Consider the following 25,403-nt stretch of genomic DNA (forward strand, 5'->3'; position numbering starts at 1 on the left):
ATGCCTCACTCACAACTTTTATCCGATTTGTTTCGAAAAGAATACGCTAAAATGGTGGCAGTATTATGTCGCCATTTTGGCTTTTCTCATTTGGAAATTGCTGAAGATATTGCGAGTGATACTTTCTTAAAAGCCTATGAATTATGGGAAATGCAGCCCTTGCCTGCTAACCCTACTGCGTGGCTTTACACCGTCGCCAAAAACAAAGCTAGGGACTATGAAAAACACGTAGCTATATTTGAAGATAAAGTAAAAAAGGCACTTACACCTACTGAAAAAAGCGAAGAACTTACCTTTGAAACTTCTGAAATAAACGACAGTCAGTTAGAAATGCTTTTCAATATATGTGACCCTTCTATTTCTGTAGAATCACAAATAAGTTTAGCTTTGCAAATACTCTGTGGTTTTACAGTAGAAGAGATTGCCAATGCCCTACTAACCAATACCGAAACTATAAAAAAACGACTTCTTAGAGCTAAAAGCAAGCTCAGAGAGCATCATTTTCAAATCAAAACCGTAAGCCCAGCCGATATACAAGCCCGATTAGAAACCGTACTGCGCTGTTTGTACTTATTTTTCAATGAAGGCTATTTTTCAGAAACTAACAATCAGTTCATACGAAAGGAGTTCTGCAAAGAAGCCTTACGTCTTACGCTTTTACTTGCCGAGCACCCTCAAACTGATACACCACAAGTGAATGCTCTTTTATCACTGATGTGTTTCCAAAGTTCCAGACTTGAAGCTCGTATCAATACCACAGGTGAAAACACCCTTTATGAACAACAAGACAAAAGCAAATGGGATAAAGAACTCATACACAGAGGCAACTATTACTTAGTAAAAGCCTGCGAAGACTCTCAAATCTCTAAATATCACTTAGAAGCTGGTATTGCCTATTGGCATACTACCCCTACCGATGAAAATAAGTGGGAGTATATTCTCCGCCTATATAACCAACTCATTATCATTGAATATTCTTCTGTAATAGCCTTAAATAGGACTTTTGCTTACGGCAAGGTGTACGGCAAAGAAAAAGCTATTGTAGAAGCTGAAAAATTAGGACTACAAGAGAATCGTTACTACCACGAGTTATTAGGATATTTATATACTGATATCAATAACCAAAAAGCAATTGCTCACTACCAAAAAGCAATTGCTCTTTCTAAATCGGCTAACGAGCGCGCTACACTGCAAAAACAGATAGAACAATTAGTGAAATAAGAGGAGTAGTTTTATTCGCTAATTATTATTACCTTTGCCAACAAAAACCTTAGGACGATATGTTAAAAAACTTTACCCTTATCATTGCTCTCTTGCTCACTTCTTTAGCGCAAGCACAAAAAGAAACTTCAATCCGTCATATTGATATCCTCGCTTATGACTCTGATGGGGGACTTTATTTTTATGCTCAAAAACAGAAAGACAAGTTTTCAGAGTTAGAATTTGATGCTCAAGAAGATGAAAATTTAGATACCGATACCGAAGTCTACGATCTCAAATTGGTTGATTATAATGAGGAGATTTTAGAGACCCTGAGCGAGATAAAAGAGGACGATAAGAAAATTATCTACCTCAAAGATATACAACGCACTACCCCCAGCGACTTTGTAGGCAAAACCTTCAAGACACTTCCTCCTATCTATGACGAGAATACTCAAACAATTCTGAAGATTTTTAACCCTCACTTGGCTTTGTTATGTGATATCGACACAGAAGAAGAAAAACCTTATCAAAGAAAAGACTATTATGCACTACACACTATCCATCTAAAAAAGGGGCGAAATATTTACCTCTTAAGTGATGGAGAAAATATCAAAGGTTTTATGGTACCCTTAAAAGATAAAACCTTGTTTTTAACCGGCAGAGAGACAACCATACTTGCGCCAACTCAATACCCTTCCTCCTATAGTGATGATTTTATCGATTATGAGCCAGAAGAGCATCTCATACTTCGCCCCAAAGGCAAACGTTATGAGCTTATGAATACGTATAAAGAAAAAGTGCTTTCTGGCAGATACGATACAATCTATTATAACAAATTTGGCGTTATAGGTAGAAGAGGAAGCAAATTCACTCTCTATGATAGTTACTTACAAAAAAAATCGTTCAAAGGGATGCGTAGTGCTTATTTCTACCGCAATGGTATTGAGATGCTTAACAAGCAAGGAGCAGCATATTACACAATAGATGGCGAACGTATCGAGAAATTCCCCAAAATCAGTTACTCACTCTGCGGAACAGTATATGAAAGTCGTTATTCATTGAAAAAAGACCCTAAAAAATCTGAACACCCTCACTATATGCTTTATGGTTTTGGAGGCTTTGCTTCAGATTTTGAAGCCGAAAAACGAAACTATCTTTCTGATAGAAGTGCCGATGAAACACTTTCTTTCATTGATGGTAGTAGGTATTTTGTATGGGATGATAATGACTTTTTTGTCGATAACATTTATCATCACCCAGAGCTTATACGTGTGCAACGAGGAAACAAATACGGACTGTTCAAATACAATTATCAAAAGATTTCAGAAAAAGAATTATATATTGAAGGAATAGAGGAGGATAAAGAAAACGAAGAAGAAAATAGCTATAAACGCAATGTACGCAAATATGCTTCAGCACATCTCACAGGAGAAGAACAGCTCCCTATCATCTACGATAATATTCAGCAACATAAGGATGGACTTATCTATTTCTACAAAGATAATAAGATAGGAATCTACCCCCAGCATAAAAAGGTTATATACGAAAAAATAGAACCCCAAACCCGCTCTTTCTATCAGATTGTAAAGAAAGGTAAAAAAGGTTATCTGGACATCAGAACAATGAAAGAGAATTTTTAATCCTTCATTACTTTTATACTTTAAAACTACAATTTCCTCACTGTATTAGCAAATGAAAAAGAAAAAGATGTATATCCTTATTACCATACTATTGCTATTGCTCGTAGGAGGGGGTTACTATATATTCCGCCCTGTGCTTTTTGCAAAACCTACGGGTAAGTATGCCATTGGCACGGTAACCTATTGTGTAACCGACCCTGATAGGGAAGAGATTTTCATCACGGATAAACACCAAGCCAGACAAATCCCTATACAAGTGTGGTACCCTGCCGAAAACACCTCTCAAGCTAATTACGCTCCTTATATCCCTGAAGCTATAAAGGTGAGCGAGGCTATTTCAGAGCTTTTGCATATTCCAAAGGCATTGCTTTATCCCTTGCAATTCAAGCATTCGAATGCCTTAGTAAAAGCTCCTGTAAACAAGGAAAAAGTGCAATATCCTATACTTTTGTACCTCACAGGACTTTACGGACACCGATGTATAAGCACTTTTCAGATACAAGAATTAGTCTCTCAAGGCTATATAGTGGTAGGTATTGATTGCCCTATGGCTGTAGCCTTGGCAACGTTCCCCGACGGCAGTACGCTCAAAAGCCTGTCGCGAACGCTCATCGACCCTATGCTCAATGAGAGTCTTACAGAAGAAAATCCACTCTTGAACTATAACGGAAAAACTTTTGAGGGGGGATTGATAGCCTATTTCGCCAAAGATGTATCACGAGTAATAGATTTCCTTACTATGCTCAACACAAACGACCCTAACAATCTTCTTTACAATAAACTCAACTTGGATAAATTAGGAGCTTTTGGGGTCTCTCTCGGAGGAATTATCGTATCGGAAGCCTCTTGGAAAGACCCTCGTATCAAGGCTAATTTGATTATGGAATCGCGGATTCCTCAGAAAATAGCACAAACGGGTTTGCGTGTTCCTACAATGGTTATCACGCGTCCTGCAGAAGCTATGCGCACAGAAAGAGAACGCTCAGGTGGGTGGACAGAAAGCGATATTCAAGAGCACCTCAGCACAATGGAAAACCTATGCAAAAACACAGCTGAAAGTGAATTTGTACAAATCCCCAACATCTTCCACGTAGATTTTACCGATGCACCTCTGTGGATACCTTTTGCTCATACCTTGGGATTTAGTGGCAAAACTCCTATTGAGGAAACTCACCGCAAACTAAACGAACTTACCCTTAATTTCTTTGCAAAACATTTATAATAAACTATATGAAACACTTAATTATCTTCCTATTATTCCCATTCTTAGCTGCAGCACAACCTATTATTAGCTGTACTGATGTGATAAAACCTTATGCTGATTTTGAGAGTCCATTGACTTTTGAAGAGACTGTAGCAGCTCTTCAGAAAACACTGAACAGCAAAGGGATTAACATTTTTGCTACTATTGAACACCACAAGGCAGCCGAGGCAGTAGGCGAAAGTATGCAGCCCGCGACTGTACTTATAGTGGGCAACCCCAAAGTAGGGACTGCCCTAATGCAGGAAAACCCTCGCTTGGCTATTGAACTTCCTTTGAAAATACTTATCTACAAGGAGGAAAAAATTGTACGCATACGCTACGAGAAAATCTCTGCTATCGCCGAAAAATACCATATAAAGCAAAACTTCGCTACGGCAGAGAAAATAGATGCAGCAATGCGACAGTTGATAAGATCGTCAATTAGCAAATGAGCAAATGAGAGAATTAGAAAATTAGCACTATCTTTGTTGCCTTATCATTTACTAATTAGAAAAATATGCACCCTTTACGACAGCACTTTGAGGAACTCCTCTCTCTTGCCGATGAGGAGTTCGACTATATCGCCTCACATTTTACGCCCCTATCACTTAAAAAAAACGATTTCTTACTACACGAAGGTAAAATCGTTACCCACGAATATTGGGTAGTGAAAGAGATCGCTATTACAACGCCTACCTAAGAGCTTGATAGCCTCCTATTTAGGGGTATCACGCGAAACCCTCAGCCGTCTGTATTTTTCTTCACACACAAAAAAGTGACATACCTCACAGCAATATAGAGATATTAGTTGTAATTTTGTCTCCGAATTTAAAAAGAAAAACAATGAAAAAATTAATCGTATTGCTCACCCTTATCTACAGTGTAGCTGGGGTAGCACAGAACAAAAAAGTACTTTTTGTAGTAACAAACCATACCCAACTGGGGAATACAGGTGAAACTACAGGCTATTTTCTATCGGAAGTAACTCACCCCTTAGAAGTGCTTACAGAGGCAGGCTATAAGGTCGATTTTGTGAGTCCGAAAGGAGGTACAGCTACTGCCTACGGCGTAAAGTTAGACGATCCTATCAATAAAAAATATTGGGAAAGTGCCGACTATCAAAAACAGTTAGCTCACACCCTTGCCCCCTCACAAGTAAAAGCTAATGATTATGTAGCTATCTTTTATGCGGGTGGGCACGGCACAATGTGGGATTTTGCCAACAGTGAAACCCTTGCCAAAATAGCCCAACAGATTTACGAAAAAGGAGGTGTAGTAGCTGCAGTGTGCCACGGGCCATCGGGTTTAGTGAATATTAAGCTCTCTAACGGCAAATATTTAGTAAGTGGCAAAACTTTGAGTCCTTTTACTAATGAGGAAGAAGAGGCTGTAAAACTCACCCAAGTAGTACCTTATTCGTTAGAAAACAAACTCAAAGAGCGCGGGGCTATCATTGATAAAGCAGGCTTGTGGCAGGACAAAGTGAGCATAGATAATCGCGTAATTACAGGGCAAAACCCGCAATCGGCTAAGAGTGTAGGCGAAGCAGTCTTAAAAGAACTGCAAAAATCACCTCTCCGCTTTGATGCTTCTAAATACACTACCCAGCAAGTAACACAAGGTAACCAGACCCTTGCAGTACGCGCCTATGAAGGAATTGTATACGTAGCCAATCCTGTAGAAGAACAATACCAACAGCTCAATCTCTACATTCCTGAAGCCTACTTCAATGGCAAAACAATCAACGGCTTTAACGCCCAAACTGCCCCTATCTTCCTTCCCAATGGTATAGGAGGCTATATGCCTGCCAAGCCTCTTTCGCTCACCGGAGGCAAGTTTAAAGATACAAATAATTCGCTCATTATGGCTCTTAGCAAAGGCTTCGTGGTTGCCTCACCTGGTGCACGCGGACGTACCTCGGCTACCGGCAAAGCCCCCGCTGTAATTGTCGATTTAAAAGCTGCCGTACGTTACCTCAAATACAACGACAAAGAAATACCTGGTGATGCTAATAAAATCATCTCTAATGGTACCAGTGCAGGAGGAGCCTCATCTGCCCTTTTAGGAGCCTCAGGCGACCAAGCCGATTACGAGCCTTACTTAAAGGAATTAGGTGCTGCCCCCGCTACCGATGCTATTTTTGCTGTATCAGCCTACTGCCCTATCACCAACTTAGAGAACGCTGATAAAGCCTATGAATGGCAGTTTGGCAATCTCTCTCAGTACAAAACAATGGAGGTTTCTATGCTCGATTACAACGTACAGCGCACTTATAAGACAGGGACTTTTACCCCTGAACAGAGAAAAGTTTCTGCTGACCTGAAAAAAGACTTCCCTGCTTACCTCAATAGCTTACAACTGAAAGACAGCAAAGGCAAACAGCTTACCCTAAACTCCAAAGGCGAAGGTAGTTTTAAAGAACTGCTAAAACAAACTATCATAGCCGCAGCTGAAAAAGCTCAAAAAGAAGGTACCGACCTTAGCAAATATTCTTTCCTTACACTTAAAAATGGTAAAGTTACTGCTATAGACTGGGAAGGCTATATCACTTATATGGAGCGACACAAAACTCCTCCAGCTTTTGATGCTCTCGACCTCAGCACAGGTGAAAACCAACTCTTTGGTGATAGCAACACCGATAAAAAGCATTTCACCTCTTATGCCTTAAAAAACAGTACTATAGAAAGCCAAATGGCTGATGCCAATATCGTAAAACTGATGAACCCAATGAGTTTTATAGGCAAAAAGAATGCTCATTTACCCAAATATTGGCGCATACGCCACGGTGCTAAGGATAGCGATACCTCTGCTGCTATATCCTTAATCCTTGCTACGACACTCCAAAATCACCATTACGCTGTAGATTACGCCCTCCCTTGGGACAAACCCCATAGCGGCGACTATGACCTCGAAGAACTCTTCGATTGGGCTGAGAAAATTAGCAAATGAGAAAATTAGCAAATGTGCTAATTAGAAAATAAACTCCCCGTATGCAAACTGCCTATGTAACTCGCATCACGGAGATTTTTGTAAACTATCAATGGTTAATTGTCAATTATTTTATATCTTTGTATCATCAATAAATAAAGTAAAGCTAATCGACATTATGAATAGACGTAAATTCTTTCAAACCACTGCCCTCAGTGGGGGACTTTTAGCAGTTCCCTCACTAATGAGTTTCTTACCTGAAAAAACTACTGACAGCAATGTTGTAGCAACAGGATGTAACCTTAAAATTACATTGGGAGATTTGGAGCTCTTTCTCTTATCTGATGGATATATGAATGTCACTCCTCCTCAATCTATCTTTGCCCCTCAAATACCTAAAAAGGACTTTGTAAAGCAGATGCAAAAGCTGTATCTCGACCCCGAACTGATGCAGATGTCGGTGAATATATTGCTTATAAAATCAGCTAATAAGTATATCTTAATTGATGCTGGTAATGGGAAGCATTCTGGAAAAACCAATATAGGAAGACTCCCCGAAAATCTCATAAAGATAGGTGTTTCTCCTTCTGATATTACTGATGTATTTATCACTCACGCTCACGGCGACCATATTGGGGGACTTACCACTCCCGATGGCAAACTCACTTTCCCTAATGCGCAATGTTATATCAACAAAAAGGAATACGACTTTTGGCTATCACCTAATCCCGATTTTTCTAAAACTAAATATAAGAGAACGCCCCAGCAGTTAGAACAATACTTAAACTATTCGCGCAATATTCTCAAAGCTCTTGGCAATCATCTGCACTTCTTCAGCGCAGGTGATACTCTTTTTGGGATATTAAAAACCGAGTTAGCCGAAGGACATACGCCGGGGCATACGCTTGTAACTATCATCTCAGAGGGACGTTCGTTAAAGCACTTAGCCGATACAGTTCACTCGCCTTTGCTCATTGCTAAACCCGATTGGGGTGTGTTGTGGGATACTGATTATCAGCAAGGAATTTACACACGCCTGCGCATACTAGAAAACTGCTACAAAGAGCATACGCTTATTCTTGCAGGGCATTTACCTTTCCCTGGTTTGGGATATATAGGCAAAGAGAAGGACTACCGATGGGTGCCTTTTTCTTATGCTTCTCCTGAAGATGTAATCATTTAACGAGAACAAATCACAAATAAAATTCTCGTATGCAAACTACTTATATAGAACGCACTACAGGGATTCTTTGTTAATTATCAATGGTTAATTCTCAATTATTACTATCTTTGTAACTTAAAAATATATCATCATCTGAAATGAAAAAAGAAGCTATCAAATTATTTGAAGAACGCAAGGTGCGCACCATTTGGGACGACACTCACGAGAAATGGTATTTCTCTATTGTAGATGTAGTAGCTATATTAACTGATAGCCCTAACCCTCAGACCTATTGGCGTGTATAAAAAAAACGACTAAAAGAAGAGGGAAATGAAACCGTTACAAACTGTAACGCTTTGAAGTTAAAAGCTGCTGATGGTAAAATGCGACTTACCGATAAAGCTAAAGACTACCTTAAAATTGAGGAGTCATAGCACAATACGCAAGTTGTAGCACAACAAGCAATAAATAAAACTTCCTGTGGTGCGAGTCGCACAGGCAGTGATTATAGGGAGTTTATTAGCTAACTTGTTAATTAACTAATTATTACCTTTGCAGTAGCACAACAGTAAATAGCCTCATCTTCCACTTATTTAGCAGTGATTAGACAGATGTTTTACACTATTATTAGACTTAGATGATGAAAGCTTCGTAAGTAACACCCTGCAGACTTACAAATGCAAATATCAAAGAATAACAATGACACATAACTTATTTCAAAATATCTACAAACACCCTCTGATAGGGGTTCAAGAACTACAACAAATACAAAAAGCCCATCAGCCTATTGCTTTTCGCAAGGGTGATTTTATCTTGCGCAAGGACGAAATAGCTCGTGGTTATCTCATCTTGCAGAGGGGAGTTGCTCGCGCCTTTGTGTATGACTATGAAGGGAATGATATCACTACCGACTTCTTTTGTGAAGGTGAAATTATCGTGCAAGAACTTTCTCTTTTTAAGCATTTACCTTCTGCCGAAAATATCCAAGCCCTTACTGATTGTGAGGGGTGGCATATAGATTATGACCATTTTCAAGAACTTTATCACAGTTTGAAAGGATATTCGGAATGGGGGCGACTCTTTATGACAGAGAAATTGTTTGAGGCAAAGAAACGATCGCTTGAAATGATTACACTCCCCGCCAAAGAGCGCTATATGCAGTTTATAAAGGAAAAACCCAGTGCTATAAAGTACGCCCCCTTAAAACATATAGCTACTTATTTAGGCATTACAGATACTTCGCTGAGTCGTATCAGGAAAGAAATGTAAAAATTAATTATTATAAAATGAAAAAAATAGTTTTTTTAGATTTAAAAAATATTATATTAATGATATTAGCTTCAATTATATCATATTTAATTTACAACTATTATGAAAATAAAGAGAGTAATAAAGATCTCATTAGCACTACAATAATGGCTATGAATAAAAAAGTATCTGAAATATCATTTATGAATATCGAACCTATCTGGACAAATTATAACGATAAGGACACTTTATTTTGTTATAAAAATCCTATAGAATTAGAATATTTAATTTTCTATGATGAACTCTTAAAAAGTAGAGGGTTGGACGATGAATTTCGTGTAAATATACTAGATTTTCAAAAGAAAAGTAGAAAGTTACTAAAAAATTACACAACAAAGGACAGTGACTTTTTAAGAAAAAAAATAAGTAATACTATTGTTTTAGAAATACAAGAAGAAAAAGACATATTAGAGGGAGAGCTTAATTATCTTAATCGTGAAATATCAAAAGATTCATTAAAAAAAGTCAGAGAAAATACATTTCGAAAATATATTTCTTTTGATCTAGATAATTACTAAGAAATAAAATCTTGTCATAAGACAAGATTTTTTTAGTTTGAAGGCAGTACTTTTGCCCCCGATTTCTAAAAAATATTTAAAAATGACAAAAACAAAACACTTTGATTTTCTTTTATCCATTCGCAAAAACCTATTGAGTTACTTAGATAATCTCACTCCTGAACAATTAGATTATATCCCAACAGGTTTTTCTAACAACATCTTTTGGAATATAGCACATTGTATTGCTGTACAGCAATTCTTATGTTATCAGCTCAGTGGAAATAAACTACTAATCAGTACTGATTTTTTAGAGAAATACAATCGTGGTACTTTTCCTCAAAAGATTACACCTTCAAAGGAAGAAATCTACCAAGTAAAGGAATTGTTACTCAGTACAGCCAATCAATTACAAGAAGATTATCAAGGAAGGCTATTCAATGAGTTTCCAACGGTTAAGGTAGGTTTATTTTCTATTGATACTATAGAAGATGCTATGTATGTAAACAATATGCACGAATCGAGACATTTGGGAACTATAGTAGCTTTAAACTATTTTAGTTCAAAAATCTAATATAAAATGGCTTATAGTATAACACTTGCGAATAGAGTTCGCGAATATTTAGCCGAAATCCCCCATATTACGGTGGAAGAAAAGGCAATGTTTGGCGGTTTAGCTTTCTTGGTGAATGACAAGATGTGCATCAATATAGGAGAGGATACCTTAATGTGTAGGTTTGACCCTGAGCGGACAGAAGAAATTGCCGAAAGGCAGGGCTTCTCGCCAGTGGTAATGAGAGGCAAAGAGCTCTCTGGCTATTGTTATATAGACCCTACGGGGTACAACCAAAAAAAGGATTTTGATTTTTGGTTACAACTCTGTTTAGAGTTCAACAGCAAAGCAAAGAGTTCTAAGAAAAAGAATTTAGCTAATTAAGTCGTAACACGAGTCGTAGCACGACAAGCGTAAATAAAACTCCCCGTGGTGAAGCCTATGTAGCTCGCATCACGGGGAGTTTTCGTAACTCGTCATTTGTCTCTCGTAACTCGTCTCTCATCATTCGTAACTTCCTCAGCCATAAACCTACGCCAAGGTACAGCAGACAAGGGATTATCCCCGAAACTGGCGAAATGAGGATCTCTCTACCCGTTTCAATGAGAATGTGCTTGTCGTATATCAAACTGTTGATAGTGGTATCCTCAATAGCATGCATCCACACCCCAGCCCATATCGACTTTGTAAGGCGGAAAAGTTCGGTATACATCACCGTCCACGAGGTGCAGCACACCAATGCCATTATACAAAAAGTAACCTTATCGTAAGGGAATACAGCAAATATCTGTTCGGGTTTTATGAAGTAGAAAAAGTAAGGCCAATGCCACGAACACCACACTACCCCCACAATGAGGTAAAGCCACACATCTTTAATATGCAAACTGAGCAAACGGGCGGTAAGATACCCCCGCCACGACGATTCTTCAAAGAAATTCTTTACAAATTCCGCTACTACAAAAATACCAAAGCCTGCAAGATAGTCTGTCCACCGGATTTGTACATCCAGCCAGCCCAAAAGCTCCCCTATAAGCAGGGTAATGGCAATCACCACAGGGTAAATAAGGGTTGCCACCCCATACCAACACAGGTTTTTCTTAATAAGCGGACACAATCCTGCATCGCTCCAACCATCGCCCATAAAAGCGCGCAACACAAGCCAAGTAAGCAGCGGGGCAACTATAAAAATACCCATTCCGTTAGTACCATTACTGGTATCACTGAAATCACCCGTCGTTTCGCCCGTAAGAGTATCTACCCATACGCCCACCCAGCCACAACTAAGGGCTACGAAAATAAAAATACATAAATTTCTAATGGTTCGTGCTTGATGCTTCATCTTTCAAAAATATTTGATTATCTTTGGCGCAAAATTACGCCGGTGCGCATCACTACACAATACTGAATAATAACCATTTTTAAAGATGACAACCGATAAAAGCATAGAGGAAATAGCCCAAGAATACATTTCTTATATGAAAATCTTGGAACAAGCAGGTAGTTTTGCCGTTTTTCTATCGGATAGATTCGGGCATTACTATTATGTAACCGAATATATTGAACCGCCTCAAGAGCTCAATATTGAAAATTTGGTACATCCCGATGATTTAGAGGTGGTAAGAAGAATTGATAAGAAAGTATGGGAGTTTTTAGACACACTCCCCGAGGAAGAAAAGTTGGCTTACAAATACATCTATGAGATGAGAGTGCTCGATAGAGGGAAGTATGTACGAATGATTTACCAAACGCGCCTATTGGCATTCAAAGACGATAATTTTTTGGCTATGGGTATGATAGACCTCGCCCCCGAGCAATCAGCAAATACTTCAGTGCGTTTTCAGATAAAAAACTGCCTTACCGATGAAGTGGTACCTTTCACTATCGAAACCGCTACCGATGTCCTGCTCACTCCGCGCGAAAGAGAGATACTCGCCCTTGCCAAAGAGGGAATGTTCAGCAAAGAAATATCGGAAAAATTGAACATCAGCATACATACCGTAAACCGCCACCGCCAAAATATCCTCGAAAAACTACAAGTAGATAATATAATTGAAGCCATAAGATAATTGGTCGTAGCACGAGTCGTAGCACGACAAGCAATAAAAAAAACTCACTCGGACTTACCCCTAAATGTTGTTGTACAAAAAAATACTCATTAATTATCTATTCATTAAAATTAATTTTATACTTTTGTTGTGAATTTAAGGAAATGAGATTCTTTTTACTTAGATTCTTGTGAGTTTATATTTATTAACTAAATAGTTATGTTATGAAAAAAGTAATAAAGAAAATACTACTTACTATTCTTGTTATTTTCTTGCTCTTAACCGTATTGCCCATAGCGTATTTCTTTATTTATGGGTTCTTCCTTCGTGGTAATATTAGTGAAGAAAAAGTAAATTACCTTAAAGCTAATAGCATAATATTACCGCCAGAAAGCACAATCTCCGATACAACATTATTTACAGAGGTTAATACACCTACTGTGTTTATGTTTGGTGAGATTCACGGATTTGCGAAGACACAGCTTTTTGACGCTCAACTTTTGATATACCTGAACAAAAAGTTTGGAGTTACTGATTATTTTAATGAATTTTTTACTGAAGATGCTGAACTTCTGAATCAATACCTAAATACTGACACTCCTGATGAAACGTTATTGAAACAACACTTCAACAACCTTAAAGAGAATATCCCGCAGCGCCAAACACAGGAGTATCTTGAAAAATGGAAGATACTTTACAACTATAATCAAACACTACCAAAGGATCAGAAGATACGAGTTTATGGACTTTTAGGTAAACAAGAAGCCTTTAAGCACAATCGCGATAGTGTTATGATGAGTAATTTTGGTTTAACTATCAAGCAGTTAGATAGTGTGAGTAATACAAAAAGAAACTATTATTGCTCTTTGGGTAGCGGACATATCTATCAGGAAAAATACAACGCGAGAAAATGTTTTGCTACTCTTCTAAAACAGAAAGATTATACAGTGATTTCTGTGATGCATCGCCCTTTCGATTCAGAAATGTATCTTCCAAAAGGTTTGGGTATGCCAACGAGCCCTAACGAGATGATTTCTTGGGCAAACTGCGATGGGCCTATCTCCTATTTCACAAATGCAGAAAATTTCAAAGAAGCCTCTGAAAATCCTTCAATAGTGCTTTACAAGCTCAACAGTAAAAATTCTCCTTATGCACACTGTCAAGATGTTGTTGGTTTCAAATCACCTATTAGTTTCCTTATGGGAAAGATAACGCCTGAGGAGGATAAATATACTACCGATTATTTTCAATATGTTTTAGTAACCAGAGGCTGGAAAGGCCCAAAATTACCATAGTAAGCTTCTGTGCTACAAAAAAACTCCCTGCGTGATACATACCACACGGGGAGTTTATTATTACTGATAAAATTCACTCGGATTTACCCCTAAATGTTGTTATACAAAGCGAGAGAAATAGGCAATGGAGAAATGAAAAAATATCTGTATCTTTGCTGGGTATAAAACTAAAAATAAGAATTACAAATGAAAAACATCCAATTAAACAACGGAATAGAAATGCCCCTATTGGGCTATGGTGTATACCAAGTAGACCCTAAAGAATGTGAGCGTTGCGTAAGCGATGCTATTTCGGTAGGCTACCGAATGATTGATACTGCCCAAATCTATCGCAATGAAGAGGGCGTAGGCAATGCTATTAAGAAAAGTGGTATCGACCGCAAAGAGTTCTTTATCGTTACCAAAGTGTGGATAAGCAATGCAGGTTATGAAAAGGCAAAAGCCTCTATCGAGACCTCTTTGCACAAACTACAAACTGATTATATCGATTTGCTGCTCATTCACCAACCTTTTGGCGATTATTACGACTCTTATCGCGCTATGGAAGAAGCCTACAAAGAGGGTAAAGTACGCGCTATTGGCGTCAGCAATTTCTATGCTGATAGATATCTCGATTTGGCATACCACTGCGAGATAAAACCTGCTGTAAACCAAATGGAAACACACGTATTCTACCAACAGCAAGACCTCCAAGAGCTAATGAAGAAATACGACACTAAACTAATGTCGTGGGGGCCTTTTGCTGAAGGCAGAAACGACTTCTTTGCCAATCCTACGCTCAATGCGATTGGTGAAAAGTATCACAAAACTGCTGCCCAAGTAGCTTTGCGCTATCTCTTACAACGTGAAATTATCTGCATTCCTAAGTCGGTGCGCAAAGAGCGTATGGAACAGAACCTTAATGTATTTGACTTCCAACTCTCAGTGGAAGATATGAGCCAAATAGCCGCTCTCGACACCCAGCGAACGCTTTTCTTTTCTCACAGAGATCCTGCTTTTGTAGAGATGATACTACAATATGGTAATTAGCAAATTAGCAAATGTGCTAATTAGTAAAATTCCCGTGTGGTAGTACCACACGGGAATTTTTAATAAAACATCTAACTTGTATCTATTTGCTAAATTCTACTTCAGCATTTAGTTTAGTTATCTTTTCTTGCAATTTAGTGATGTCTTTTTGCAACTTCTCAATACGGCGATTACTTTTGGCTAATTCCTTATTAGCCTTACTAGCCTTGCGCAAAGCCTTTTCAGCTTTGTTCGCTTTTTTAGCACTTGCCGAAGCCGAGTTGGCATCACTAAAAGCATCCGTACGATTGGTAGCTTCTTCATTAGCTTGTGTAGCCTCAGTTTGCAACGACTGATTATTGGTTTGCTCTTGTGTGAGTTTCATTTGCAATTCGTTGAGCTCGGTATTGAGTTTCAAGGCTTGTTGTTGTTTTTCCAAGCGTTTCATCTCTGGTGATTTAGCTGTACCACAACCCGCTAACATAAAGGAAGCTAACACTCCCATTAAAAGTACTTTTTTCATAATTATATTATTAATATTTTAATGCTGCAAAAGTAATACTTAATTGCCTAATATGCAAATTCCCTAATTTACTAATTTGCTAATTATCGAATTATCACTACCTTTGCATTTAGAATAACTTAAAAACAATACAATATTATGAGAAAAACTTTTATTATTTTATGCATTTGGAGCATCATTGTAGGCTGTTCTCAAGAACAAAAAGAAGATGACTCTTCTGGCATAGAAAAAGAGGGATGGAAATTAGTTTGGCACGACGAGTTCAACCGCGACGATATCTTTGCTACTGGTATATGGTCTAAAATATGGGGTTGTCCTACTTCCACTGCCGATTGGTGCAAAACAATGAATCACGACCCCAGTCTGTTTGAGATAAAGGATGGCAATCTTATTCTCTTGGGCAAACCCAGAACAGACCCAGCTAAGCACAAGACTCCTTACATTACGGGAGGGATAACTAGCCAAGGAAAGAAATATTTTCAAAATGGACGTTTAGAAATCCGTTGCAAGCTCGAAGCTACCCAAGGCGCGTGGCCTTCTTTGTGGATGGTACCCGATGCTCCTTGGCCTACGGGTGGTGAGATAGACATCGTAGAACGACTCAACTACGAGCCTTTTGTACACCATACGGTACACTCCACTTACACCCAAGAGGGCAAAAAAGACAAATCTAAGCGTACTCCCCCAAGCACCGCTACTGCCCCTATCAACCCCGATGATTACAACATCTATGCAGTAGAGCTCGACACCGATGAGGTGCGTTTTTACGTAAACGACAAACAAACTTTCAGTTATGCACGTGTGCCTGAAAAAGAGAGTGAAGGGCAATTCCCTTTCAACCGCCCCTATATGTTGCGCATTGATATGCAATTAGGCGGTAGTTGGGTAGGTGAAGTAAAACCTTTTACACAACCGATAAGAATGTATGTAGACTGGGTACGGTTCTATCAGAGAATTAACAAATAAGAAAATTAGCAAATTGCTTATTATTTTGTATTTTTGCCTTATTAAAATCACTTACGTATGAGTTTTTATATAGAATTAGTTAGCATACCAAAAGAAGATTTTGAAGAAATGCTAAAAGAACCTTGTTGGTTCAGAGAGTGGAAGCTTGGTTTTTCAAAAGAAAACTATTCTTATATTTACACTAATGATTGGGAAGATATAGAACGTATGATTGTAAGTTATAAACCTATTCTTCGTTCAAAAGACATTATTCATAAAACCTTTCATAGTGGTGTGTTTTTAGGCGAAGACTTAACAGGAGATTACTCTAATTGGTATTATGAATACCTTACTCCTGATGAGGTAAAGGAACTCAGTGCTGAATTAGCCAATATAACAGAACAAGAATTAAGAAAAATTTTTGATGCTGATAGTATGGAATGTGCAAATGCTTTTCCTTTATTAGAAGAGGAAGACACAGAAGTAGACCCTGAAACAGACGTAGAAAGAGTTTTTGACTATATGATGCAGGAATACGAGAAAGTAAAAGAATTCTATATGGCAACAGCTAAAAGTGGTAATGCTGTTATTAGCTTCAGATTATCCTAATTTTTGAGTTTTTTTTGTAGAGACTCCCTTATAGATCACCCTTTAATCTCCTCTTGCAATCAGTCTTAGCGAGGGGAGTTTTTTTATTGCCAATTATTTTATATCTTTGCCCTTGACAATCGTTTAAAATTAGTTAACTATGAGTACAACAATCAACAATATCAATCAGTTAGACCTTGCAAATGGGGTATATACGTATGCGGATTATGTACTTTGGGAAATAAAAGAAAGATTGGAAATTCTCAAAGGAAAAATTTTCAGAATGAGCCCTGCTCCTGCTATCTCACACCAAAAAATAGCAAGAAATTTAACGGGAGAACTTTATCATTATTTCAAAGGAAAAACCTGTCAGCTCTTTGCAGCTCCTTTTGATGTGGTACTCAAAAATAAAAATGGTTTGGAGGACAGTGTGGTACAACCCGACCTCTGTGTGGTGTGCGACCCTAAAAAGTTAGAGAACGACAAGCGTTGTTTAGGAGCTCCCGACCTAATTATTGAAATACTATCTCCTGGCAACACTAAAAAGGAAATGCGCAATAAGTATGAATTGTATGAAGAAACAGGGGTGATGGAGTATTGGGCAGTCCGCCCTATCGACAAGGAAATCACGCAGTTTGTTCTTGAAGAGGGCAAATATCGCGCCCTCCCTCCTATTGTAGAAGGCGATATAGTTCAATCAGTTAAATTTCCTGAACTCTATGTATCAACTGAAGATATTTTTAGACAGTAACTAATTGGCTCATCTTGGTGAGCGTTTCCTCTATCATCGCCATACGCTTCTTTACTTTCTCTACCGAAGCATCTAATGTATACCCCTCATCAAGGAGTTCTTTGATGAGGAGTATTTTTTTGATATTAAGGTAATCATATCGGCGGTTTTTTCCTTCCTCTTCTGTCAAACTGCTGATAATTCCTTTCTCTTCCCAATAGCGTATTTGTCGGGTAGGGATACCAGTGATTTGTGATACTTCCCCTATGCCCACTACCAATTTCCGCAGAAAATCAAAGTCTAACAAGAATTCTTTTTGTACTTCTTTTGCCATAGATTGTAAATAAATTACGAAATAAGTTGCAAATATACAAATAAATACTTTACCTTTGCACTTTGCAAATAATCTACAATTAAAGAAGATAATTAACAAATGAAAAACTTAAACAACAAGAACGCCGTGATTACTGGCGGAAGTGACGGTATTGGCTTAGGAATAGCCAAAGCCTTTGCCCGTGAGGGCGCGAACCTATTGCTCATAGGCAAAGACCCTGAGAAACTACAAAGAGCCCAACAAGAGCTACTAAATGAGTTTGGCGTGCAAGTACACACCCTCTCTGCTGATTTATCAAAAATAGAGACAGTAACTGAGGTAGTGAAAAACATTGAGCAACTGCTACCTGCGGTAGATATTTTAGTAAACAACGCCGGTTTGGCGAGGTTCGTGCCTTTTGAGCAAGTGGACAACACCTTATACGATGCTCACTTCAACCTCAATGTAAAAGCGCCTTATTTCCTTACCCAAGGTCTGCTTCCTGCTTTGGTGAAAAGCAAGGGGAATGTCATTAATATCTCGTCGTATTCTGTGCACCGAATGCTTCCTAACCGCGCGGCTACCGTCTATTCGGCTACTAAAGGAGCGTTAAACTCTTTTACCATAGCCTTAGCTTTTGAAGTCGGACACTTAGGCGTACGCGTAAATGCCATTGCTCCTGGAAATATTTCTACCCCGCAATTCAACCGCAATTTGCAAGCTCTCACCCCCGAAAAACAAGCCGCTTTTGAGACTATGGTAAAGGAAATATACCCTTTACAACACATTGGCTCTCCTGAGGATATAGCCAAAGCTTGTGTATTCTTAGCCAGCGACAATGCTTCGTGGATTACGGGCACTGTGCTTGCCGTTGATGGCGGGCTCACTACAAATTAAAATTTGCTAATTTGCTAATTATTACTATCTTTATCCTCTCAATTTCAGGTAGATTATATGCACACCGATAATTCCGATATACTTGCCAAGCTCATAAACACACGCCTTTTACAAGTGAAAAACGAACCAGCAAGAAGGATGTTGCAGAGCTACACAAGTACGCTCATATCATAAAGTTATATCAGATAAAAGAAGGAGAAGACCTCTATAAAAAAGATGGGTAAGAATTGGATTATACATATAGATGAAATAAGCAAGCTATAGACAATGATAGCTACCATACGAAAGCAATTAGCAGAAGTAAACCCTATGGAGAAGAAAAGCTGGTGAGTGTAGTCCCTTCTAAAAACGGCCTGCACCTCATTACAACTCCTTTTAATATCAGTGGGGCAACCTTCGCAGGCAATATAGAGGTCAAAAAAGATTATCTGACAAATTTGTTAATCTGCTAATAAAAATAAGCACTTATAGCTACTATTGTTTTTATTTGTTAATTAATTTATTTGTTACTATATTATTTTTTTTATTACCTTTGCCTATTATATAATAACAAATGAATATTTTCACTGACGAAACGCTTGAAGGTACGGGGATGAATCTCTTTCTTCAGGTGCTGTCAGTATGTTATCTCATTCGCCAATTGACTTAACAAATTGATAACTCTTTGCAAAAATAGCTAAACTATATTATAGACAAATGGAAAAATATAACCCACACAAAGACACCCCTACTGCCTTACAACTTGAGCTCGTTCCTCTAAATGAGTACCTTGAAAAGAACACTACTTATACCCAAAAGGCACATACACATAACTTTTACCAAATCATATGGTTTGCTAAAGGTAAAGGCACACACTATGTAGATTTCAAAGAATACGAGGTAAGCCCTCATCAACTCTTTTTTATTGGTAAAGGACAAATACACGCCTTCGACAACCAGCCTTATGAAGGTTTTGTTATTCACTTCAACAAAATTTTCTTAGCCGATGAAGTTGATACACTTGACATCTTCTTAAAACATAACATCTTCGATACTTTTTCGCAAAAGCCTTATCTATCATTAGCTCCTGAGGAAGTGCCTAAATGGCATCAGCTTATAGATAAGATGCAGGAAGAATTAGAAAACTCTGAAGCCTTTGCTCACACTGATTATTTAAAAAACTTATTGCATCTCCTACTCATCAAAATACAACGCTTTTTCCTTAAAGAAGACCGAAAACAACTCTCAATAAACGACCCCAAACATCTGCTTTTTATACGTTTTTGTGAAGCAGTAGAACAGCATTTCAAAACACTACACACCGTAAAAGAGTATGCCAAGCTGTTACATATCTCCACTAAAAACCTCACTAACTGTACCAACGAGCTCATACAACAAACACCTTTGGCTCTCATCAACGAGCGGCTTTCTCTCGAAGCTAAGCGTCTACTTACCTACACTGATGACTCCGTGAGTAAAATTGCCTATACTCTCGGCTTTGAAAATTCTTCCAATTTTATTCGCTTCTTCAAACGCCTGAATGGAATAGCCCCTTCTTTTTTCAAAAAAATAATTGTATAATTTGTCTCTAAAATCCGTTCATATATGGCATAACATACTAAATATATAGAACAATAAAAACTCTTATATAAGTAACTAACATCAATTATTTTATTAATAGACATATGAAAAAGATGAGTTTTATAGCTCTTTTGGTGCTATCACTCGCTGCCAATGTAGTATTGGTACGCAAATTATTTGTAGGAAATACCCAAGTAATTGAAGGCGACTCACGTACAAGTATAGTGGTAAGTCAGCCGAACCGTGATTTTGTGATGAGCGAAATGCGCAATTTTGTAGAAACCTTACATCAAATCAATATGGGAATTGAGCAAAACGATTCCTCACTGATAGTGGAAGCAGCACGCAGTTCAGGAGGTTCGGTAGCGCATCACGCTCCTGCAGGACTCATAGCTTCTATCCCTATGGGATTCAAAACTATAGGTTTCGATACGCACGCTAAATTCGATAGCATTGCCAATAGCGCCGAAAAGAACTTCGACCCTAAAGTTACACAACAACAAGTAACTGCCCTACTCGGCAACTGTGTAGCCTGCCACCGCAACTATCGTATGGATGTGAAAAAGGATTAGCAAAAACACATAATACACTATGAATTTGAACATATTCATTACCCTACACCTTTTAGAGAAACGCCAAAAAACCTTTGGGAGTATGCTAAGGACAATCCTTTTGTTTCCATTGGCATTTGTAGGGGATATGTGTTTGTTGATAGCTTATTTGGTAGCTTTGATAGTGAGCAACATACTTGAAAAATACAATAATTAAAATGAAAAAACTTTTTTTACTGGTATGTGTATGGGCAACACTTCCCGCTGTAGCGCAAACCTCGAAAGACAAAACCCTGATTATAGATGCAAGTTACCTCAAACAAGGTAGTAGCTACGGACAGTTAGGGGTACATTTCACCTATTATGACAGCAATAAGTTGGCACTATTTGCGGGATTGGCGGGCAACTTCCGTTCGGAAAACGGATTAGTCGCTATCCCCGAAGCGCAACTCTCGGCGTGGATAAGAGCCGATAATGAGCGTGGAAACTTTGTTGATATTCCTGTCTTGCTCTTGCGTCCACAGCTGAATTTTTCACCTTATTACTTCGCCCCTGAAGCGGGTATACAAATTCTCTTTCTTTACATAAAAGCAGGCTACGCATTTCCTTGGGGTAAAATGAGTGACAACTATCCTTTTGACACGGGTAAATTCCGCCTTTCAGTAGGAGCTATTATACCGCTAAATATTAAATAAAAAATAATATGAAACATCTCTTTTTCTCCGTAGCCCTTGTGAGTACAATGCTTGGTTTTGGGCAGGCCTCAGGAAACCTCAATTACCAAAACAGAGGCCGAAATAGCTTGAATAACAACGACTATTCTCTTGATTTCCCTACCAATTACGAAATGGTAGTCTCAGCCAAAGGGCTGGCTAATATCAAAGCCGATGCCTTTGTGGCGATCTTCAGTGTGGTGCAGGTAGGCAAGAGTGCTGAAGAGGCTACCTCCCTAATGAGTCAGCGCCTTTCGCCTGTACTCTCTGCCTTAAAGGCTAAGAATATGGAGGCTTTTGTAGATATGATCTCCTTTGTGCCTATGTACGAATACGAGACCGAGAAGAAAGTCTTTAGCAAGCGCACCTACAATGAAGTTCCTGTGGGCTTTGAACTCAAGCAAAATCTACATATCAAAATCAATGAAGCCTCCCGACTCAATGAGTTAATCACTCTACTGGCTAATAACGAGATTTACGACCTTGTACGTATAGACTACTACAGTAGCCAGTTAGAGACGGTAAAAAAAGAACTGAAGGACAAGGTAAAATCTGCCTTTGCTGAAAAACAAAAGGCCTATGAAACAACCCTTGGGGAAAGCTTTGCCTCCGCTGAAAAGAAGGTTATTGATGGTTTTTCGTACATTTCCCCTACTGAACAATATAGTAGCTACGAAGCCTATAGTAGTGCATCCTTACAAGGCAAGCGAGCAGGCAATGTCGTGCAAGCCAACAAGTCTACTACTCAGTATTACCAACCTATTGCTAACCGAGATTTTGATGTGGTGCTCAACCCTATTATCATAGAACCTATGATACAAGTAGTCTATGAAATAAAAATGAGTATAAATCGCCCTGATAAATATAAAAATAAAGAGGCACTATTGCTCACCCCTGCTGGCGAACTCAAGAAGATAAACTTGCCTTAGCTGATACCCTCAAAATACTCTTGTAATTCATCGGTTACAACCGATGAATTACCAACTTAATGTGTATCAATAACTTTGTAGTAGTCGTAAGCGATATAGAAGATTCTTTTTTTGAAGAAAGTATAGAGTTCAGGTGTCAGGTTTTAGGTATTAGTTTTGTCGCAAAAATACACTTTTTTGCGACAAAATAACAACTTATTTTATATGGAAAGCACTGATAAAGATTATCAAAACGCAGGAGGAATATTGAGAAATGACTTTTTGGTAGAAATTCAATCGCCGAAAACTACCAAATTTGAGGTGTATAATAGTGTTTATCCTTACTTTGCAAGCCTTATCGGATTGTATAATCCTAATGCTGATATAGAAAAATACGAATAATGATATTCAAAAAACATTCCTATAATTTACCCTTCCCATACTTCCCATTTTTCTTCTTCTAAATTCAACTGTCGGTGGAAATTGCGTATTTGCTCCTCATCAATACGTGGGTTCTTATTCAGTTGTCGCAATATCTCCCGCTGATGATGCAAAATAGCAACGTATTTCTTTCTCACTTCAGGGGTAGTATTGCATTTAGGCATATCGAGTTGGTATTGCCATATATCTTTCTGATTCTGTAATAGAAAACTATCAGTTATTCCTTCTTTGTAATGTTTTTGCATATAATCTAAAGCAGCTTGCGCTAAAGATTTTCGAATAAGGCTTTCGGCTTCGGCTTCAGGAATATGATCTTCATAATCAGGGAATTTAGCCCAACGGATAAGGGCAGGCAAACTAAGTCCTTGTACCAGTAGGGTTGCCAATATCACTATAAAAGTGATGTAGAGAATCAGGCTGCGATGCGGAAAAGGTTCGCCGTTCTCTAAAGTTAGAGGAATAGAAAGCGCTACCGCTAATGAAAGCACCCCGCGCATTCCTGCCCAACCTAATACCAAAGGTACCCGAGTTCCAGGATTACGCTCATCTGCTACAGTGATAAAGCGTTTCATTATTTGGGTAATGAGTACTGCCCCATAAGATGATAGCAGTCGCACCCCTACCACTACCCCTGTGATGAGGAGCCCATAGCTGGTAGCAGTAGTAAGACTCATTCCTTCGGCTTCTATCCCTTCGAGTACTTCAGGCAAAGCAAGTCCTATCAGCATAAAGGCAAGACCATTGAGTATAAAACCTAAAATATCCCATACCGCCACCCCTTTGTTGCGTGTGGAGGCAATAGAAATGCTAGTAAGGTGGAGCGACATATACATACCCCCAGCCACTACTGCCAACACTCCCGAAGCCCCTAACTCGTCAGCTATAATATGCATTATATAAGGAGCAATAAGGGTAAGGATAATATCCATATTAGCATCGGTAGGGAGGAATCTGTGCAACTTGCGCATCACCCAAGCGATAGCCAAACCTATAAGTGACCCAGCAATAACTACCCAAAGGAAATTCAATGCTATATCCGTCCACACCAGCTGACCGGTAGTAACTACCAAAGCCGCAAACCTAAATACAATCAGTGAAGAGGCATCGTTGAGCAAACTCTCACTTTCTATTATTGTTGAAATATGTTTAGGCACCTTCACAAAATTCATAATCGCTGCTGCACTCACGGCATCGGTAGAGCCTATCACTCCTCCTAAAAGAAATCCTAACGCCAATGAAAACCCTGGGAATACCATATTAGCTACCCACGCCACTGCAGCTGCTGTAATAAACACTACAATAAAGGCAAAACTAAAGATAATGCGTCGCCATTTCCACATCTCTTTGAGCGATATCGAGAAAACATCGGCATATAAGAGTGGAGGCAAGAAAATGATGAGTACCAAATCGGGGTTTAGCGTAATGGCAGGTATATTAGGAATAAAGCTAATCGCCAAACCTCCTAAAACCAAGAGAATAGGGTAAGCTACTTTAAGTCGGTTAGCCAACATAATCAGCAGCATAATAGCTACCATCAAAAGTAATAAGTAAGGGAAGTATTGTACCATAGTTTATGACTTATGAGGCGACAAAAATAGTAAAAAATACTTTTTATCCATAACCCACGAGTATTTTTTGTATCTTTGCAGCCTTGTGCAGCAGAACAAATTATCTCTTAACTCTTATCTCTTACCTAAAAATGAAAGCTCTTATCATCGGCGCTACAGGCGCTACTGGAAAAGATTTAGTAACACAACTATTGAACGACGACGCTTATACCGAAGTGCATTGCTTCGTGCGTAAACCCTTAGCCCTCACCCACCCGAAGCTACACGCTCACGTGGTCAATTTTGATACCCCCGAGACGTGGGCTGATTTGTTGCACGGCGATGTAGCTTTCTCTTGCTTGGGAACCACCTTAGCTGTAGCAGGCACTAAAGAAGCCCAATGGCGTGTGGATTACGACTATCAGTACGCTTTTGCTGAGCATTGTAAGAATAACGGAGTGCCCACCTTCGTATTGGTATCTGCAGCAGGAGCTACAGCGCAGTCTAAATTGTTCTACAACCGTATGAAAGAGGCTTTAGAAGAGGCAGTTAAAAAACTTAACTTTCCGCGCTTGCTTATCTTTCAACCCTCTATACTCATCCGTTCTAATAGCGACAGAAGTGGCGAAAACTTCACAGTAAAAGCCTTCAACTTTTTAAACAAATTAGGCATTTTAAAACGTTACCGCCCTATGCCTACCGAAATATTAGCCGAAAAAATGTTATCGGCTGTATACAACTCCCCTAAAGGAACTTTCACTTTTGTTTTAGATAAAATTTTTGAGCTATAATAAATTGGTAAATC

At 38.7% G+C, this 25,403-nt stretch carries 30 protein-coding genes; 26 read left to right on the forward strand and 4 right to left on the reverse strand.

From position 1 onward, the window contains the following. The 12 genes from CBG49_RS15255 (at position 1) to CBG49_RS15310 (ending at position 10,918) form a co-directional block, all read left to right on the forward strand. The gene (locus tag CBG49_RS15255; protein ID WP_088595142.1) at positions 1-1,221 is read left to right on the forward strand and encodes an RNA polymerase sigma factor; all 1,221 of its coding nucleotides are present in this window, start codon (positions 1-3) and stop codon (positions 1,219-1,221) included. Positions 1,222-1,280: 59 nt separating this feature from the next. Then, positions 1,281-2,843: a hypothetical protein gene (locus tag CBG49_RS15260; protein WP_088595143.1), complete on the forward strand. Its 1,563-nt coding sequence runs from the start codon at positions 1,281-1,283 to the stop codon at positions 2,841-2,843. Between the two features lie 52 nt (positions 2,844-2,895). Next, on the forward strand, positions 2,896-4,065 hold the full coding sequence (locus CBG49_RS15265) for an alpha/beta hydrolase (RefSeq protein WP_088595144.1): 1,170 nt from the start codon (positions 2,896-2,898) through the stop codon (positions 4,063-4,065). 8 nt (positions 4,066-4,073) lie between these two features. Beyond that, on the forward strand, positions 4,074-4,538 hold the full coding sequence (locus CBG49_RS15270) for a DUF302 domain-containing protein (protein ID WP_088595145.1): 465 nt from the start codon (positions 4,074-4,076) through the stop codon (positions 4,536-4,538). A 65-nt stretch (positions 4,539-4,603) separates the two neighbouring features. Further along, positions 4,604-4,786 (forward strand): hypothetical protein, encoded by a 183-nt coding sequence (locus CBG49_RS15275; protein WP_088595146.1) that lies wholly within the window; start codon positions 4,604-4,606, stop codon positions 4,784-4,786. A 143-nt stretch (positions 4,787-4,929) separates the two neighbouring features. Further along, positions 4,930-7,035, forward strand: a complete 2,106-nt coding sequence (locus tag CBG49_RS15280; protein ID WP_088595147.1) for a subtype B tannase — start codon at positions 4,930-4,932, stop codon at positions 7,033-7,035. 157 nt (positions 7,036-7,192) lie between these two features. After that, positions 7,193-8,197 carry an MBL fold metallo-hydrolase gene (locus CBG49_RS15285; RefSeq protein ID WP_088595148.1) on the forward strand — a complete coding sequence of 335 codons (1,005 nt, stop codon included), beginning with the start codon at positions 7,193-7,195 and terminating at the stop codon, positions 8,195-8,197. 137 nt (positions 8,198-8,334) lie between these two features. Then, positions 8,335-8,481, forward strand: a complete 147-nt coding sequence (locus CBG49_RS16215) for a BRO-N domain-containing protein (RefSeq protein ID WP_227002915.1) — start codon at positions 8,335-8,337, stop codon at positions 8,479-8,481. 394 nt (positions 8,482-8,875) lie between these two features. Further along, the gene (locus tag CBG49_RS15295; protein WP_088595149.1) at positions 8,876-9,445 is read left to right on the forward strand and encodes a Crp/Fnr family transcriptional regulator; all 570 of its coding nucleotides are present in this window, start codon (positions 8,876-8,878) and stop codon (positions 9,443-9,445) included. A 17-nt stretch (positions 9,446-9,462) separates the two neighbouring features. Continuing rightward, a complete protein-coding gene (locus CBG49_RS15300; RefSeq protein ID WP_088595150.1) occupies positions 9,463-10,002 on the forward strand; it encodes a hypothetical protein in 540 nt (179 codons plus the stop codon). A gap of 82 nt (positions 10,003-10,084) precedes the next feature. Further along, positions 10,085-10,555: a DinB family protein gene (locus CBG49_RS15305; protein ID WP_088595151.1), complete on the forward strand. Its 471-nt coding sequence runs from the start codon at positions 10,085-10,087 to the stop codon at positions 10,553-10,555. Positions 10,556-10,561: 6 nt separating this feature from the next. Then, entirely contained in the window at positions 10,562-10,918 is a 357-nt protein-coding gene (locus tag CBG49_RS15310; protein WP_088595152.1) for a TfoX/Sxy family protein, read from the forward strand. 55 nt (positions 10,919-10,973) lie between these two features. Here CBG49_RS15310 and CBG49_RS15315 read toward each other — a convergent pair whose 3' ends face one another. After that, positions 10,974-11,873 carry a CPBP family intramembrane glutamic endopeptidase gene (locus CBG49_RS15315; protein WP_088595153.1) on the reverse strand — a complete coding sequence of 300 codons (900 nt, stop codon included), beginning with the start codon at positions 11,871-11,873 and terminating at the stop codon, positions 10,974-10,976. Positions 11,874-11,958: 85 nt separating this feature from the next. On the opposite strand from CBG49_RS15315, the gene CBG49_RS15320 reads away from it, so the two are divergent. The 3 genes from CBG49_RS15320 to CBG49_RS15330 all read left to right on the forward strand — a co-directional run bounded on the left by CBG49_RS15320 (position 11,959) and on the right by CBG49_RS15330 (position 14,903). Further along, positions 11,959-12,600: a helix-turn-helix transcriptional regulator gene (locus CBG49_RS15320; protein ID WP_088595154.1), complete on the forward strand. Its 642-nt coding sequence runs from the start codon at positions 11,959-11,961 to the stop codon at positions 12,598-12,600. Between the two features lie 203 nt (positions 12,601-12,803). Continuing rightward, positions 12,804-13,874, forward strand: a complete 1,071-nt coding sequence (locus tag CBG49_RS15325) for a TraB/GumN family protein (protein ID WP_088595155.1) — start codon at positions 12,804-12,806, stop codon at positions 13,872-13,874. A gap of 186 nt (positions 13,875-14,060) precedes the next feature. Continuing rightward, entirely contained in the window at positions 14,061-14,903 is an 843-nt protein-coding gene (locus tag CBG49_RS15330) for an aldo/keto reductase (protein WP_088595156.1), read from the forward strand. Between the two features lie 82 nt (positions 14,904-14,985). Here CBG49_RS15330 and CBG49_RS15335 read toward each other — a convergent pair whose 3' ends face one another. Further along, on the reverse strand, positions 14,986-15,405 hold the full coding sequence (locus CBG49_RS15335; RefSeq protein ID WP_088595157.1) for a SlyB protein: 420 nt from the start codon (positions 15,403-15,405) through the stop codon (positions 14,986-14,988). 138 nt (positions 15,406-15,543) lie between these two features. On the opposite strand from CBG49_RS15335, the gene CBG49_RS15340 reads away from it, so the two are divergent. From CBG49_RS15340 to CBG49_RS15350, 3 genes are all read left to right on the forward strand, one after another. Further along, positions 15,544-16,371: a glycoside hydrolase family 16 protein gene (locus CBG49_RS15340; protein ID WP_088595158.1), complete on the forward strand. Its 828-nt coding sequence runs from the start codon at positions 15,544-15,546 to the stop codon at positions 16,369-16,371. A gap of 108 nt (positions 16,372-16,479) precedes the next feature. Further along, complete coding sequence (locus CBG49_RS15345; protein ID WP_236854614.1) at positions 16,480-16,959, forward strand: DUF1877 family protein; 480 nt, start codon at positions 16,480-16,482, stop codon at positions 16,957-16,959. Between the two features lie 139 nt (positions 16,960-17,098). Then, the gene (locus CBG49_RS15350; RefSeq protein WP_088595160.1) at positions 17,099-17,689 is read left to right on the forward strand and encodes a Uma2 family endonuclease; all 591 of its coding nucleotides are present in this window, start codon (positions 17,099-17,101) and stop codon (positions 17,687-17,689) included. Here CBG49_RS15350 and CBG49_RS15355 read toward each other — a convergent pair. Further along, positions 17,679-18,002 carry a MerR family transcriptional regulator gene (locus CBG49_RS15355; protein WP_088595161.1) on the reverse strand — a complete coding sequence of 108 codons (324 nt, stop codon included), beginning with the start codon at positions 18,000-18,002 and terminating at the stop codon, positions 17,679-17,681. The genes CBG49_RS15350 and CBG49_RS15355 overlap by 11 nt on opposite strands. A gap of 99 nt (positions 18,003-18,101) precedes the next feature. On the opposite strand from CBG49_RS15355, the gene CBG49_RS15360 reads away from it, so the two are divergent. The 7 genes from CBG49_RS15360 (at position 18,102) to CBG49_RS15810 (ending at position 23,012) form a co-directional block, all read left to right on the forward strand. Continuing rightward, on the forward strand, positions 18,102-18,878 hold the full coding sequence (locus CBG49_RS15360; protein WP_088595162.1) for an SDR family NAD(P)-dependent oxidoreductase: 777 nt from the start codon (positions 18,102-18,104) through the stop codon (positions 18,876-18,878). 696 nt (positions 18,879-19,574) lie between these two features. Further along, complete coding sequence (locus CBG49_RS15365; RefSeq protein WP_088595163.1) at positions 19,575-20,438, forward strand: AraC family transcriptional regulator; 864 nt, start codon at positions 19,575-19,577, stop codon at positions 20,436-20,438. Positions 20,439-20,542: 104 nt separating this feature from the next. Next, positions 20,543-21,010 carry a hypothetical protein gene (locus CBG49_RS15370; RefSeq protein ID WP_088595164.1) on the forward strand — a complete coding sequence of 156 codons (468 nt, stop codon included), beginning with the start codon at positions 20,543-20,545 and terminating at the stop codon, positions 21,008-21,010. A gap of 19 nt (positions 21,011-21,029) precedes the next feature. Next, positions 21,030-21,206 carry a hypothetical protein gene (locus tag CBG49_RS15890; RefSeq protein ID WP_167372076.1) on the forward strand — a complete coding sequence of 59 codons (177 nt, stop codon included), beginning with the start codon at positions 21,030-21,032 and terminating at the stop codon, positions 21,204-21,206. Between the two features lies 1 nt (position 21,207). Continuing rightward, positions 21,208-21,684 (forward strand): hypothetical protein, encoded by a 477-nt coding sequence (locus CBG49_RS15375; protein ID WP_088595165.1) that lies wholly within the window; start codon positions 21,208-21,210, stop codon positions 21,682-21,684. An 8-nt stretch (positions 21,685-21,692) separates the two neighbouring features. Next, positions 21,693-22,631: an SIMPL domain-containing protein gene (locus CBG49_RS15380; protein ID WP_088595166.1), complete on the forward strand. Its 939-nt coding sequence runs from the start codon at positions 21,693-21,695 to the stop codon at positions 22,629-22,631. Between the two features lie 204 nt (positions 22,632-22,835). Beyond that, complete coding sequence (locus CBG49_RS15810; RefSeq protein ID WP_157668412.1) at positions 22,836-23,012, forward strand: hypothetical protein; 177 nt, start codon at positions 22,836-22,838, stop codon at positions 23,010-23,012. A 26-nt stretch (positions 23,013-23,038) separates the two neighbouring features. Here CBG49_RS15810 and CBG49_RS15385 read toward each other — a convergent pair whose 3' ends face one another. Further along, positions 23,039-24,619, reverse strand: coding sequence for a Na+/H+ antiporter (locus CBG49_RS15385; RefSeq protein ID WP_088595167.1), 1,581 nt, complete (start codon positions 24,617-24,619; stop codon positions 23,039-23,041). Between the two features lie 131 nt (positions 24,620-24,750). Here CBG49_RS15385 and CBG49_RS15390 point away from each other — a divergent pair, with 131 nt between their 5' ends. Further along, entirely contained in the window at positions 24,751-25,389 is a 639-nt protein-coding gene (locus CBG49_RS15390; protein WP_088595168.1) for an NAD(P)H-binding protein, read from the forward strand. Positions 25,390-25,403: the final 14 nt, after the last annotated feature.

Source organism: Capnocytophaga endodontalis, assembly GCF_002209445.1.
Taxonomy (GTDB): Bacteria; Bacteroidota; Bacteroidia; order Flavobacteriales; family Flavobacteriaceae; genus Capnocytophaga; species Capnocytophaga periodontitidis.